This is a genomic window from Gordonia jinhuaensis (genome assembly GCF_014639795.1).
GTDB classification, from domain to species: domain Bacteria; phylum Actinomycetota; class Actinomycetes; order Mycobacteriales; family Mycobacteriaceae; genus Gordonia_B; species Gordonia_B jinhuaensis.
The window spans coordinates 54,128-66,403 of sequence record NZ_BMGC01000014.1 but is presented as its reverse complement, the minus strand read 5'-3'; the positions used below and the strand labels follow the sequence as shown (position 1 = coordinate 66,403).

At 65.7% G+C, this 12,276-nt stretch carries 14 protein-coding genes and 4 tRNA genes; 16 read left to right on the top strand and 2 right to left on the bottom strand.

The genetic code is table 11. From position 1 onward, the window contains the following. The first annotated feature begins 127 nt into the window (after positions 1–127). The 10 genes from IEW22_RS11220 to rplA all read left to right on the top strand — a co-directional run bounded on the left by IEW22_RS11220 (position 128) and on the right by rplA (position 5,372). Positions 128–211: transfer RNA gene (locus tag IEW22_RS11220), tRNA-Tyr, on the top strand. A 152-nt stretch (positions 212–363) separates the two neighbouring features. Next, positions 364–436, top strand: a tRNA-Thr gene (locus tag IEW22_RS11215). A gap of 24 nt (positions 437–460) precedes the next feature. Beyond that, positions 461–534, top strand: a tRNA-Met gene (locus IEW22_RS11210). A 106-nt stretch (positions 535–640) separates the two neighbouring features. Further along, positions 641–808: a 50S ribosomal protein L33 gene (gene rpmG, locus IEW22_RS11205; RefSeq protein WP_188586694.1), complete on the top strand. Its 168-nt coding sequence runs from the start codon at positions 641–643 to the stop codon at positions 806–808. A gap of 302 nt (positions 809–1,110) precedes the next feature. Beyond that, positions 1,111–2,226 (top strand): fused (3R)-hydroxyacyl-ACP dehydratase subunits HadA/HadB, encoded by a 1,116-nt coding sequence (locus IEW22_RS11200; protein WP_188586693.1) that lies wholly within the window; start codon positions 1,111–1,113, stop codon positions 2,224–2,226. A gap of 234 nt (positions 2,227–2,460) precedes the next feature. Beyond that, positions 2,461–2,533 (top strand) — tRNA-Trp (locus IEW22_RS11195). A gap of 101 nt (positions 2,534–2,634) precedes the next feature. Continuing rightward, positions 2,635–3,090: a preprotein translocase subunit SecE gene (gene secE, locus IEW22_RS11190; RefSeq protein WP_188586692.1), complete on the top strand. Its 456-nt coding sequence runs from the start codon at positions 2,635–2,637 to the stop codon at positions 3,088–3,090. Positions 3,091–3,159: 69 nt separating this feature from the next. Beyond that, positions 3,160–4,014, top strand: a complete 855-nt coding sequence (nusG, locus tag IEW22_RS11185; RefSeq protein ID WP_188586691.1) for a transcription termination/antitermination protein NusG — start codon at positions 3,160–3,162, stop codon at positions 4,012–4,014. Positions 4,015–4,102: 88 nt separating this feature from the next. Further along, positions 4,103–4,537 (top strand): 50S ribosomal protein L11, encoded by a 435-nt coding sequence (gene rplK / locus IEW22_RS11180; protein ID WP_188586690.1) that lies wholly within the window; start codon positions 4,103–4,105, stop codon positions 4,535–4,537. 118 nt (positions 4,538–4,655) lie between these two features. Next, complete coding sequence (gene rplA / locus IEW22_RS11175) at positions 4,656–5,372, top strand: 50S ribosomal protein L1 (protein WP_188586689.1); 717 nt, start codon at positions 4,656–4,658, stop codon at positions 5,370–5,372. A gap of 562 nt (positions 5,373–5,934) precedes the next feature. Here rplA and IEW22_RS11170 read toward each other — a convergent pair. After that, on the bottom strand, positions 5,935–6,828 hold the full coding sequence (locus IEW22_RS11170) for a LysR family transcriptional regulator (RefSeq protein WP_188586688.1): 894 nt from the start codon (positions 6,826–6,828) through the stop codon (positions 5,935–5,937). 136 nt (positions 6,829–6,964) lie between these two features. On the opposite strand from IEW22_RS11170, the gene IEW22_RS11165 reads away from it, so the two are divergent. From IEW22_RS11165 to IEW22_RS11150, 4 genes are all read left to right on the top strand, one after another. Next, a complete protein-coding gene (locus IEW22_RS11165; RefSeq protein WP_188586687.1) occupies positions 6,965–7,741 on the top strand; it encodes an SDR family oxidoreductase in 777 nt (258 codons plus the stop codon). Positions 7,742–7,818: 77 nt separating this feature from the next. Next, positions 7,819–8,142: a nuclear transport factor 2 family protein gene (locus IEW22_RS11160; protein ID WP_188586686.1), complete on the top strand. Its 324-nt coding sequence runs from the start codon at positions 7,819–7,821 to the stop codon at positions 8,140–8,142. A gap of 226 nt (positions 8,143–8,368) precedes the next feature. Further along, entirely contained in the window at positions 8,369–9,328 is a 960-nt protein-coding gene (locus IEW22_RS11155; RefSeq protein WP_188586685.1) for an L-lactate dehydrogenase, read from the top strand. Positions 9,329–9,337: 9 nt separating this feature from the next. Further along, the gene (locus tag IEW22_RS11150) at positions 9,338–10,219 is read left to right on the top strand and encodes a 3-hydroxyacyl-CoA dehydrogenase NAD-binding domain-containing protein (RefSeq protein ID WP_188586684.1); all 882 of its coding nucleotides are present in this window, start codon (positions 9,338–9,340) and stop codon (positions 10,217–10,219) included. A gap of 9 nt (positions 10,220–10,228) precedes the next feature. Here the strand turns inward: IEW22_RS11150 and IEW22_RS11145 are convergent, their stop codons facing one another. Further along, entirely contained in the window at positions 10,229–10,750 is a 522-nt protein-coding gene (locus IEW22_RS11145) for a hypothetical protein (RefSeq protein WP_188586683.1), read from the bottom strand. 181 nt (positions 10,751–10,931) lie between these two features. On the opposite strand from IEW22_RS11145, the gene IEW22_RS11140 reads away from it, so the two are divergent. Together IEW22_RS11140 and IEW22_RS11135 are read left to right on the top strand one after the other, a co-directional pair. Further along, positions 10,932–11,762 carry a DUF2786 domain-containing protein gene (locus IEW22_RS11140; RefSeq protein ID WP_188586682.1) on the top strand — a complete coding sequence of 277 codons (831 nt, stop codon included), beginning with the start codon at positions 10,932–10,934 and terminating at the stop codon, positions 11,760–11,762. A 47-nt stretch (positions 11,763–11,809) separates the two neighbouring features. Continuing rightward, positions 11,810–12,268 (top strand): TIGR04338 family metallohydrolase, encoded by a 459-nt coding sequence (locus tag IEW22_RS11135; protein WP_188586710.1) that lies wholly within the window; start codon positions 11,810–11,812, stop codon positions 12,266–12,268. Positions 12,269–12,276: the final 8 nt, after the last annotated feature.

The window sequence follows — 12,276 nt, the reverse complement described above, 5'->3', positions numbered from 1 at the left end:
CGGCGTCGATGGCCCTCGATGCCTCGATTTCGGGGCCCTGACCAGCCGTTTTCGTTGTTGCGACACCTTCGTTGTATTCTTTCCGGCGTTGCTCAACCGCCGCCGGGAACGGCGATGTGAGCGGCACGGCAGGTTGCCCGAGCGGCCAAAGGGAGCGGACTGTAAATCCGTCGCGCAAGCTACATAGGTTCGAATCCTATACCTGCCACCAGATGTAAAACCGGTCTCGACCTGCATGAAAGCGGTCGGGGCCGGGTTCATCTGACGGGGTCGACAACGCGGTGAGCACGCGATTTGGTGCTGCGGAGCCGGGATGTGTAACCTCGTTAAGGCTCTCGCGCCGGGTAGTACCGGAGCGGGCACGCCCCCTTAGCTCAGTCGGTAGAGCGTTTCCATGGTAAGGAAAAGGTCGACGGTTCGATTCCGTCAGGGGGCTCGCTGGACGAAACCAGTCCACTCTGGCGGTGTAGCTCAGCTGGTTAGAGCGCACGACTCATAATCGTGAGGTCGAGGGATCGAGTCCCTCCACCGCTACACATCGGAGCCGCGAGGTTTCGACCCACGCAGACGGGCCGCCGTACCGGAGGAAGTTCTTCTCCGCGCGGGCAGGCTCACCCGAACCACCCGAAAGAAGACGACAGTGGCCTCCTCGACAGACGTTCGCCCCAAGATCACCTTGGCGTGCGAGGTGTGCAAGCACCGCAACTACATCACCAAGAAGAACCGCCGCAACGATCCCGATCGCCTCGAGCTGCGCAAGTTCTGCCCGAATTGCGGGAAGCACCAGAACCACAAAGAGGCCCGCTGACCGCAGGCTTCCCCGGATGGTTCCGGGTGCCGCATCGATTGGGTGTTCGCGGCGCGATCGCCGGTTTTCCACGCTGAGCCGTAGTGGCTCGCGAGAAATCGGTGCGCGACGGTGCGACAATCGCCGGGGCACACCGTGGCGACGGATGTGAAGAGAGTTCTACGCGGCGGCGCATATCCGCCGTGACGAAGAGGGGGTGCCGAAAGGTACCCCCTCTTCTCGTTTGTGTCCGTGGACAGCCCGTTCTCACGGATTGATCGCCGTCGACCCCGCGAAGCAGCCGCGCCGGGTCGTCGATCGGGATGACGCGCAGCCGGCGGTGTGACCGCCACGGCGCCGCAGGAGGGAGTGGCTCGGTGAGCGAGGGGACATCGGTGAACGAGGACACGGCCGAGATCACGGCAGAGAGCGTCTCGGAGAAGACCAAGAAGCTGGTGGGCTACACCTACACGGTCGACGACTACTACGAGATCGCCCGCGAAGAGGTGCGCAAGCATGCGCAGGCGGTGCAGGACGGCAACCCGATCCACTGGGACGAGGCCGCGGCCCGGGCCCTCGGACATGACACGCTGGTCGCCGCACCGACCTACGTCTCCGTGCTCGGGATCGTCGCACAGCGGCGACTGTTCTCCGATGTGATCACCGGCTACGACATCTGGCAGATCCTGCAGACCGACCAGCGTCTGGTGTTCCACCAGCCGTTGAAGGTGGGTGCGCGGCTGATCTGCGACGTATCGCTCGACTCGTTCCGCCAGGTCGCCGGCAACGACGTGATGGTGACCAAGAACGTGATCTGGGATCAGCACGGCGACCCGGTGATGACCACCTGGACCGGCCTGGTCGCGCGGCCGTCGATGGAGGTCGACCCGGCTCTGATCAGCTCGATCGACCACGTGATGATGAAGGCGCCCGCGCTCGCGGAGTTCGAGCCGACCGTGGCCCCCGACCCGGCGCGCTACGAACTGCCCGATCCGGTGGTCGCGCCCAAGCCCTATGGTGCGATCTCGTTCGACGGTCTCGAGGTGGGTCAGGAGCTGCCGTCGAAGACGTTCACGCTCACACGAGGCAACCTGGTGAATTACGCCGGCGTGGCGGGTGACCCGAATCCGATCCACTTCTCCGATGAGGTGGCCAAGGTGGCCGGACTCGACGATGTCATCGCGCACGGCATGCAGAGCATGGGCCTCGGCGCGAGTTTCGTCGGGGAGTTCATCAAGGACCCCGCGGCGATCTACGAGTACAACGTGCGCTTCACCAGCCCGGTGTATGTGCCCGCAGACGGCTCGGCGAATGTGGATTTCACCGCCAAGATCAAGTCGCTCGATCCGGACACGCGCCGCGGGGTGATCGCCATCGTCGCCAAACAGGGCGAGCGCAAGATCTTCGGTCGCGCGACAGTGGGTGTGCAGTTCTCCTGACGATCGCCGGTGGGAGCGGGCTTCGCGGCCCGCAAGCACTGTGTTCGCAGGTCAGCACCGCATGTGCGTAGTGGTTCACCTGCCGGTTTGGTTTTTGGCCGGGGTGGTGACGTACACTGAACTGTCTGTTTCTTGACACTACGCGCTGCCCTGAGGGTGGCGCGTTGATCATGAAAGGGACGGACAGGGGCCGCCGTAGTCCCGAACCGCTGGTCGCGGGGTGGGCGGCACCAAAGGGGCGTAGCTCAACTGGCAGAGCAGCGGTCTCCAAAACCGCAGGTTGCAGGTTCAAGTCCTGTCGCCCCTGCCCTTGGCTCCCGGTCGTCGCCAGGCGTCCGGAGTGACCCGGCCGGTATTTTCTGTGGTCCGGGTCGCACCGGCCAGGGCACGGACGACGAGAGGGACAACGTGAGTGATCGCGACAGGGCTGCCCGCGCCAAGGGCGCCTCGGTGAACGGTGCCGACGGAGCTCAGGGTGACGCCGACGCCGACTCTCTCGATGCCGTGACCGACGACGAGGAGCTGCGCCCTTCGGGTAAGCGCAACGCTCCCCGGGGCAAGCGTTCGACCGCCACCCTCGAGCGGGACACCGACACCGTTGCCGGTGTCGACCTCAGTGAGGGTGAGAACGCAGAGAAGAGAAAAAAGCAGAAGCGGGTTGCCGAAGGCGACCACAATCCGTTCAAGCGGATCTGGTTGTTCCTGACGCAGGTCGTGGACGAACTCAAGAAGGTCATCTGGCCGACCCGTCGCGAAGTGATCCAGTACACCCTGGTGGTGCTGATCTTCGTGGTGGTGTTCACCGCTTTCGTGGCGGGGCTGGATCTCGGGTTCGCCAAACTCGTGCTGTGGATCCTCGGCTGAGGTAGCACGAGGACACCAACCGGCAGCACGAGAACCGACCGGACCACGAAGAAAGAGGAGCTGGGCGCAGTGAGCACCCCCGAGAACGACGCGGACATCACCGCCGAGGCAGACGCCGTCGAGACGTCCGCCGACGAGACGGTGGAGGCTGCCCTCGAGGCCCCTGCCGACGACGTGGACACCGAGGCGACTGACACCGACGAGACCCCCGACGCCGACGCGCCCGAGGTCGACTCTGATTCCGAGGCCGCCGAGTCCCAGACCGCTGGCGAGGCACCTGCCGACGCCGAGGCGGAAGAAGAGGATCCCGTCGCCAAGCTCAAGCGTGAACTGCGGCGTGCGCCGGGCGACTGGTATGTGATCCACAGCTACGCCGGCTACGAGAACAAGGTCAAGGCCAATCTCGAGACGCGTGTGCAGAACCTCGACGTGGGTGACTACATCTTCCAGGTGGAGGTGCCCACCGAAGAGGTCACCGAGATCAAGAACGGCCAGCCCAAGAAGGTCAACCGTAAGGTCCTGCCCGGCTACATCCTCGTGCGCATGGATCTCAACGACGAGTCGTGGGGCGCGGTGCGCAACACCCCGGGCGTCACCGGGTTCGTGGGCCGCACCAGCCAGCCGTCGCCGCTGAGCCTCAACGAGGTCGTCAAGTTCCTCGCCCCCAAGGTCGAGACCAAGAAGACCGTGTCGGGCAAGTCCGGTGCCGGCGCCGAGGGCGTGGAGGCTGCTGCCGCCGCCGCAGGTGTCGAGGTCGACTTCGAGGTCGGCGAGTCGGTCACCGTCATGGACGGCCCGTTCGCGACGCTGCCGGCCTCGATCTCCGAGGTCAACGCCGAACAGCGCAAGGTCAAGGTCCTGGTGTCGATCTTCGGTCGTGAGACACCGGTCGAGCTCGGCTTCAATCAGGTCGAGAAGATCTGAGCGGAATTCGATCCAGCGTTCGCGCGTTTTAAACTTCCGCGTTCCAGCGACGCGGAGCCAGTAAGAAACCCAAAGGAAGCAATCAGAGATGCCCCCCAAGAAGAAGAAGCTCGCCGGCATCATCAAGCTCCAGATCCAGGCCGGGCAGGCCAACCCTGCACCGCCCGTGGGTCCGGCGCTCGGTCAGCACGGCGTGAACATCATGGAGTTCTGCAAGGCCTACAACGCCGCGACCGAGTCGCAGCGTGGCAACGTGGTGCCGGTGGAGATCTTCGTTTACGAAGACCGTTCCTTCGACTTCAAGTTGAAGACCCCGCCTGCCGCCAAGCTGCTGCTCAAGGCTGCCGGTCTGCAGAAGGGCTCGGGAGAGCCGCATGTGAACAAGGTCGGCAAGGTCTCGATGGACCAGGTCCGCGAGATCGCCAAGACCAAGGCCGAGGACCTCAACGCCAACGACATCGACCAGGCCGCGAAGATCATCGCCGGTACCGCACGGTCGATGGGTATCACCGTCGAGGGCTGATACGGCCGCACCCCTCACCAGGGGTTGATCGAACTCACGAGAACGCGTGGGAGGACCGGCTCGGTCCGCAACCACCAACCCGCATCCGATTCCGGAGAGCGGAGCAAGGAAAGAGCATATGAGCAAGAAGAGCAAGGCCTACGAAGCGGCCTCTGCCAAGATCGACAAGACGTCGCTCTACAGCCCGCTGGAGGCTGTGAAGCTGGCCAAGGACACGTCGTCGGAGAAGTTCGACGCCACCGTCGAGGTCGCCATCCGTCTCGGTGTCGATCCCCGCAAGGCCGACCAGATGGTTCGCGGCACCGTCAACCTGCCCAACGGCACTGGTAAGACCGCCCGCGTGATCGTGTTCGCCGCCGGCGACAAGGCCGCCGAGGCCGAGGCCGCAGGCGCCGACGAGGTGGGCTCGGAGGATCTGATCGCCAAGATCCAGGACGGTTTCCTGGACTTCGACGCCGCGATCGCCACCCCCGATCAGATGGCCAAGGTCGGCCGCATCGCGCGCATCCTCGGACCGCGCGGCCTGATGCCGAACCCGAAGACCGGCACCGTGACCACCGATGTCACCAAGGCCGTCAACGACATCAAGGGCGGCAAGATCAACTTCCGCGTCGACAAGGCAGCCAACCTGCACTTCGTGATCGGCAAGGCGTCGTTCGAGCCCAAGCAGCTCGCCGAGAACTACGGCGCTGCTCTGGAGGAGATCCTGCGCGCCAAGCCGTCGGCTGCCAAGGGCCGCTACCTGAAGAAGGTCACCGTGAGCACCACCACCGGACCGGGCATCCCGGTGGATCCGGCGGTGACCCGCAACTACGCCGAGGAGGCGCAGGCCTGATCGCCTGTGCGTGACCGGCAGTAGCGCTACTGCTCGACGACACCCCCTGACCGATGGTCAGGGGGTGTTTGTCATGTGTGGGGTTGTGGTGTGGTGTGGGTGCGGGGGGAACTGGTTGCGTTTGCGGTGTTGTCGGGCCGGATGAACTGGTTGCGTTTGCGTCGCCGCGCCGGATGAACTGGTTGCGTTTGTGCAGCCGCACCCAGTTCTCGCAGACGCGGCCTTTGCAATGGGTGCGTCTGTGGAAAGTGGTTGCGTTTGTGCGGCCGCACCCAGTTCTTGCAGCCGCGACCAGTTCTCGCAGCCGCGACCAGTTCTCGCAGCCGCGACCAGTTCTCACGTACGCAGCCACAGTTTTCGACGGCGTAGTCTGCTTCTTCGCTACAGACGCGACCAGTTTGCGTAGACGCGGCCTTTGCAATGGGTGCGTGTGTGGAAACTGGTTGCGTTTATGCCGCCGCGACCAGTTCTCGCAAACGCGACCAGTTCCCACCAACGCAACCAGTTCTCGCCAACGCAACCAGTTCTGGCCGGTGGCAATCACCCACTCACGCAACCACTTCTAGGGTGCTGCGCTGAGTATGTCGGCGCGCAGCGCCGACACCGTATGCGGTAGCCACAGCGCCTGCACCGGGGAGAACGGGGGATCGTCGAAGTCGCGCACCACGATTCGGCCGCCGTAACACGTGCCGGGTGGGTCGGTCACGAAGACGCAGGTGTCATCGTCGAGCAGTGCTGCGGTGGCCGGCGGCGCACCCTGAACCCGGCTCACCCGTAGATGTGGCTCCACACCGTTGCGGCGGAAGTGCGCGATGAGGAAGTCGGTGTAGAACGAGTGGCGTTCGGGTGCCCACACGGTTACCGGCACATCGCGCAGGTCGCGCACCGCGATCCGATCACGTTGAGCCAGACGATGTTTCGAAGAAAAAGCGACACGCAGTGGCTGGTAGGCGATCACCGCGGAGGTGAGGTCGGCTGGGGTGTCGACCCCCCGGCGCAACGCGAGATCCAGGTTGCCCGAGAGGAGTTCGTCGACGAAACGACCGGGGAACACCTGGGTCAGGGTGACCGATGCGTCGGGATGTCGCCGGATCGCGGTCTCGAGCAGTGCGAACACCTCGTGGTCGGCGAGTGCGGGTGAATGGCCCACGACGAAGGCGGGCGGGGTCCCGGCTGCTCGCCTGCGGACCGCCCGGGCCAGCTCGCGCGATCCCGTGAGGAGTGGGCGGGCACCGGCCAGTAGTTCCTGGCCCGCGGCAGTGAGCACCAGACGTCGTCCCGAGCGGTCGAACAGTGCCACCCCGACCTCACGCTCGAGTTGGCGCAGCGCCGTCGAGAGTGCCTGCTGGGTGATGAACAACCGCTCGGCGGCCACTGCCAGTGTTCCCGCGTCGGCGACGGCGACGAATTGCTCAAGCCGCCGGGTGTCGAGTGCGTGGGCGTCCTCCGGGTTCATACTCAAATCTTAGTTGTTGTATATCCAGATAGATTCGATTGTTCTTGTGTTTAACCGTTCCTATCGTGAACGTCATCCGCTGAAGTACACGGCAATTCTCGGATCACCGGGGAGCCGACAGGAAGGGATTCGATCGATGACATTCGCACAGGACTCCACCGCCACCCGCGCACTCGAGGGGAAGAACGCACTCGTGGCCGCCGGCGCCAAGAACCTCGGTGGCCTCATCTCGCGCGACCTCGCGGCGCTGGGCGCGAACGTGGCCATCCACTACAACAGCGACGCGACCCGCGACGACGCCGAGAAGACCGCTGCCGCGGTCGAGGAGCTCGGCGCGCGATCGCTGCTGATCCAGGGCGATCTGACCGTGCCGAGGAACGTGGCCTCGATGTTCGAGCAGGTCGACTCGGTGCTGGGCAGCATCGACGTGGCGATCAACACCGTCGGAAAGGTGCTGCGCAAGCCGATCGTCGAGACCACCGAGGAGGAGTACGACTCGATGTTCGACATCAACGCGAAGACGGCCTACTTCTTCATCAGCGAGGCAGGTAAACACCTGAACGACAACGGCAGCGTGATCACCATCGTCACCTCACTGCTCGCGGCCTTCACCGACGGCTACTCCACCTACGCCGGAGCCAAAGCGCCGGTCGAGCACTTCACCCGCGCGGCGGCCAAGGAGTTCGCCGAGCGCGGCATCTCGGTCAACAACATCGCCCCGGGGCCGATGGACACCCCGTTCTTCTACGGTCAGGAGACGCCCGAGCGCGTCGCCTTCCACAAGTCGCAGGCGATGGGCAACCGGCTCACCGACATCCGCGACATCGCCCCGATCGCGACATTCCTGGCCACCGACGGTCACTGGATCACCGGCCAGACGCTGTTCGCCAATGGGGGTTACACCACCCGCTGAGGCCGAAGAGGGCATGCTCGACATGAGGGGGTCGAGCATGCCCAGGCCTTCGGGCTCGCACTGAGAGGACACCACTCATGGCAGAACTTCTGCCCGCACCCGTCCGTGCGTCGATCGACGCCACCAACACGGGTGATCAGACCGCTTTTCTTGCCACATTCGCCGACGATGGCGTGGTCGACGACTGGGGTCGTGAGTTCACCGGCCGCGACGAGATCGCAGGCTGGAGTGATGCCGAGTTCATCGGCAAACACGTGACGCTGGAGGTGACCAACGTCCGCAACATCGGCCATCAGGCGGTGGTGATCGCGAAAGTCGGCGGCGACGGATTCAACGGACCCTCGACCTTCACCTACGACGTCACCGGCGATCAGGTGGCCAAGATGACCATCCGGGAGTGACGCTGGGCGGGTCATGTTCGGGTCGCAACGGTGAAAATCGGCCCCCTGAGCGCCGCGAAGGGAACATTGCCCTCCGCTGCGCCCACGGGGATGATTTTTGCCACCGGTCGCGTCGCCGCTTCGTCTGAGCCCGGGAGCGGTACAACTCCGCGTGGCGCCCGGCTGGCATAGGCTGACATCTGAGGGCCTTTCATCCGGATGTGCGTCGACGTGTCAGGAGTGCGAAATGGGCAGCGATGGAACGAAACTCGCGATCATCGGGGCGGGTGCGGTGGGTACGGCGATCGCCTATGCGTCGCTGATCAGGGGTGTCGCGCGCACCGTGGCGCTGATGGACATCAACGCCAAGAAGGTCCATGCGGAAGTACTCGACCTGTCCCACGGGCTCGAATTCGTGCCGCGCGCCGACGTGATCGGGTCCGACGACGTCGAGGTGTGCCGCGACGCCGACGTGGTGGTGTTCACCGCCGGCGCGAAGCAGAAACCCGGCCAGTCACGTCTGGATCTGGCCGACTCGACCATCGCTGTCACCAAGGCGAGCATGCCCGGCGTGCTCGAGGTGGCGCCCGACGCGGTGTACATCATGGTGTCCAATCCCGTCGACCTGGTGACCTATGCGGCGCTGAAGTACAGCGGTCTGCCGCGCAACCAGCTGTTCGGGTCGGGGACGGTCCTGGACTCCTCGCGTCTGCGGTTCTCGGTGGCCCAGTACTGCGGCGTCGCGGTGCAGAACGTCCACGCCTACATCGTCGGCGAACACGGCGACTCCGAGATCCCGCTGTGGGAGTCGGCGACCATCGGCGGCATGCCCCTCACCGCATGGGAGCCGCTGCCTGGATTCGACCCGCTCGACGAGAACGCACGCAACGACATCCAGCACGACGTGGTGTCCTCGGCGTACACGATCATCGACGGCAAGGGCGCCACGAACTACGCGATCGGCCTGGCGACGGCACGGATCGCCGAAGCCGTGCTGCGTAACGAGCATCGCGTGATGCCCATCTCGACGATCGCCACCGGGGCGGGGTACGAGGGCATCGAGGATGTGTGCCTGTCGCTGCCCACGCTCATCGACCGTCGCGGGGCGGGGGAGCGGATCCGTGTGCCGCTGTCGGATTCGGAGCGGCAAGGGCTCATCGATTCGGCGAACACGTTGCGCGACATGCAGAAGAGGCTCGGACTCTAGGAGGCGGTGATGTCGACGGTCACCATCGTCGGTGCCGGGGTCATCGGCGAGTCGTTCGCGCGGTTGTTCGGTGACGCGGGGTGGTCGGTGCGGATCAGCGATCCGCGCCCGGACCTCGACGAACTCGTGGCGCGCAACCTCGCCGGACTCGACATCGCCACCACCGCGGATCTCGCGGAGGCCGCCGAGGGCACCGATTACGTGCAGGAGGCCGGACCCGAGCGCATCGAGCTCAAACGGGAGTTGTTCGCGACACTCGCCGCGCACACCCGAGACGATGTGGTGCTCGCGTCCTCGTCATCGTCGTTGCTCCCCTCTGACATCGCCGAGGGCAATCCGGCCGCCGATCGCATCCTGGTGGGCCACCCGTTCAACCCGCCGCAGCTCATGCCGCTGATCGAGGTGGTGCCGTTGCCGCAGACGCGGACCGACATCGTCGACCACGCGGTGTCGGTGTACACCGAGCTCGGCCGGGTACCGATCCGGCTGCACAAGGAGATCCCCGGTTTCGTGGGCAACCGGTTGCAGAAGGTGTTCAACGCGGAGGCGACCTATCTGGTGCAGCAGGGGGTGATCGACGTCGGTGATCTCGATGAACTGGTGAAGACCTCACTCGGGTTGCGCTGGTCGACGATCGGGCCGTTCGAGTCGCAGCAGCTCGGTGGTGGGCCGGGCGGGATGCGTCATCTCTACGAGAATGTCGGGTCGCAGATGCGGTTCTCGGCCGGGACGGTCGACGCTAGCGCGATGGACGAGGTGTTCGACGAGGTCGATGCCGTCTACGGCAGCGGTGAGCAGGCCTATCGGGCGCTGGCAGCCGACCGTGACGCGCGCACCGCCGCGGTTCTGCGGGCGTTGCGCGAGGTGGGGCAGGACCCGGATCCGGCCTGAGTTCGGTGCTCACACATCGGCCGCCATCGCCACGTGAGCGACCGATTGCGGACGCGGCGGCACCGACGTGGATGCGGTGACCAGCAGGATCGCGGCGCCGACACCGAGCTCTCGGGGCAGTTCGGCGTGCACGGTGCGCCGGATGCCGCCGCGCTCGACGATTGTGACGTCGCCCATCCGGGCGCCGGCCAGACACGTGCCGGGGAAGGCGATGTCGTCGATGACGCGGTCGGTGCCCAGGTCGGCGTCGATGTGCAGATGCCTGCGCCCCGTCTCCGGCGACCCCGTCTCTGGCCACCCCATAGATGACCCGGTCGATGCAGGTGCGGCGGTGATCGCGGTGATGCGGCAGATGAGCAGGTCGCCGACCCGGAACGGGGTCGGTCGGTCCGCGAGCGCCTCGGTGAGCGACAGCGCGCCGATCCGGATGTCGTGGCCGCATGCGCTCACGTGTTCGCCCCAGGTGCAGGGACCGAAACTGCGCTCGACCGACGCAGCGGCCAGGGACGGGAGAATCTCGGAAAGTGTCACACCACCAGGTCTACTCCGGCGATGTGGGGACGAGAAGGTCTGTGGGCGTTAAGAACTCGTCAGTATCTGCAATGTCACACCCGTGCAGTGTCGGCATCGTCGCGGGGCCGGTGACACTGCGCCCGGGGCGCGGATCTGCGGTTGACGGGAACCGAATCGGTCGCGCAATAGTCTAAGAGGTATGCGCGACGAGAAACTGCTCGGCAAGATCGCGGCACTGCTCCGGCAGGCCGAGGGGACCGACAACGAGCATGAGGCCCAGACCTTCATGCAGGCCGCGCAGCGACTGGCCACCGCTGCGTCGATCGACATCGCCGTGGCGCGCGCCCACGATCCGGCGGCGCGCGCCGCGACCGTGCCGATCAGTCGGCAGGTCACCATCGGGGAGGCCGGTAAGCGCGGGTTGCGGACCTATGTGTTGCTGTTCGTGGCGATCGCCCACGCCAACGACGTGAAGGTCGATGTCGCCCACAACTCCACCTACGTGCTCGCCTACGGATTCCCCGGCGACATCGACAGCGTGGAGACGCTGTATTCGTCGCTGGTGGTGCAGATGGTCGCCGCCAGCGATGCCTATCTCAAATCCGGCGCCTACAAGGGGGAGACCGCCGCCCGGGTGGTCACCCGGGACAACGGCTGGCGGCGCCGGCGGGTGGTGGAGGAGAAGCCGCTCTCGGCGATCACCGCACGGTTGAACTTCCAGACCGCCTTCGCCGACCGGATCGGCAAACGCCTCACCGACGCCCGTGAGGAGGCCCGGCAGCAGGCGCAGGAGGCCGAGCGCGCCGCATCCACCGCGTCTACCGCGATCGCCCTGCGTGACAAGGAGATCGAGATCAACGACTTCCACTCCCAGGAGTCCACAGCGCGGGGAACGTGGCGGTCGTCGAGTGCGAGTTCGGGGTACTCCGACGCGGCGCGGCAGGCCGGTGACCGGGCGGGGCGTCGGGCGCGACTCGGTGTGGAGCCCGAACTCTCGTCGCGTCGACGGTTGCCACGCGACGTCGGGTGAGCCACCCACGTGATTCCGCCAGAGCGCGGGTCTACTCCACCGAGCGGATGATCGCCCGGCTGTTCGATCAGCCGTCCACGACCCTGCAGCTCGCGGGTGCCACGGTGACCCTCCCGCCGGAGGCGCGGTTCGGCTCCATCGACTCGGTGCGCGAGTACGTGGAGCGGGTTGTGACGATGCCGGTTGTGCGCGAACGCTTCTCACGCAGCCGGGTACCGGTCGCGGTGCGGTCGCGCCGCGGGGCCGGCGAGGCCCACTACGAGTTCTCGCGCGCGCCGGGCTCCGACCGTGTGCCCACCATCGCGATCCCGGAGGCGAGGGAAGGCCGATGGGCGTTGCGAGAGCTGGTGGTGCTGCACGAGATCGCTCACCACCTCGACGATTCCGGCGGTCCGGCGCACGGACCCCATTTCGTGCAGACGTTGATCGATCTGGTGGAGGTGGTGATCGGACCCGAGGCGGCGTTCGTCTACCGGGTGCTGTTCGGCGATGCGGGGCTGCTCTGAGGGCCGCG